The sequence below is a fragment of the Wolbachia endosymbiont of Cylisticus convexus genome, assembly GCF_003344345.1.
On the sequence record NZ_QPIP01000061.1, the window covers coordinates 1 to 1,077 of the forward strand.

General features: G+C 33.2%; 1 protein-coding gene and 1 pseudogene. Both read right to left on the reverse strand.

What is annotated here, in order from left to right:
- Positions 1–325 (reverse strand): annotated as a pseudogene (locus Wcon_RS13395) (transposase); the annotation flags it as partial.
- 223 nt (positions 326–548) lie between these two features.
- Positions 549–1,077, reverse strand: a 529-nt coding sequence (locus Wcon_RS06650; protein WP_114517656.1) for an IS4 family transposase, incomplete at its 5' end; no start/stop codon positions are given.

The following is a 1,077-nucleotide window of genomic DNA, read 5'->3' on the forward strand; positions in this document are numbered from 1 at the left end:
AATTTCAATATTTTCCAAATCATCTTTATTGGTTCTATGGTCATCAATCTTCAAATTAAGCTTTTTAAATCTTCTGGAAGCTTGTGTATAGTGATAACCTTAAGTTTTTTGCCTATTTGTACCATATAACCTTTTACAAAACCTACAGCTTGTCTCAAGCCAATTCTAAAAAGATATGTGTATTAACTTTATCACTATAAGTGTACCTGCAACTTTTGGACTATTTTCATACCAATTTTCTATTAACAAAATGAAAAACATTTCCTCTTTTTTTGAGAAACTCGTTATATTCTCTTTGGTTACTTACTCTCATTTTTTGCGGCATAAGTTATACTTGTTTGAAAAATGCTTATTTTACAACAAAATGCGTTACTAACCATATATTGAAAAGCTTTTCTCCTTACAATATAACACTAGCTATGCAATAAAGCCTTGCGGGTTATAGTAAATATTAAGCTCTCCTTTAAATATCAACTTTAAGAGTATCTTTATATTTTTTCTAAATCCCCCTTCCACAAACTGGTCTGTGATGTTTGATATCCTTACTATTACCCATAAGTATAAAGTTCAGTAGCAAGCCTCCATCCTTCTGATAAATCAAAGAGACGTCTCCATCCTTTCCAAAGGGTAATAGGTCCAGGTTCTGGGTCATTTTTTCTGGCTAAGTGGCCTCCAAGCTGAGCAATCCATGAAACAACCTCTTTTATAGTAGGAGTTACATTTGGGCATTTGTGTATTTTCGCGTATAAAACTTTCCACTCTTCTTCAGCTAATAAAGTAGTGCACGGTAGTGTTGGATTGGTTCTTGCAATTGTTGTAATAAAAAAAATTCTCCAAGCAATAACACTCATAACCGTTAAATACCTCATTAATCTTTCTGCTGTTTCAAGTCTACATTCTTCAACTTTAAGGCCAGATTTTAAAATTTTATGAAGTATCTCTATCTTCCATCTAAGACAATACCAACTAACCTTTTCAACTGCCTCATCAAAAGTATTGACAGGAAGATTCGTTAAAAGCATCCACTCTAGCGGACTTGCTTCAGGAGGACAGAACAACATAAACTGCATAAAGTGG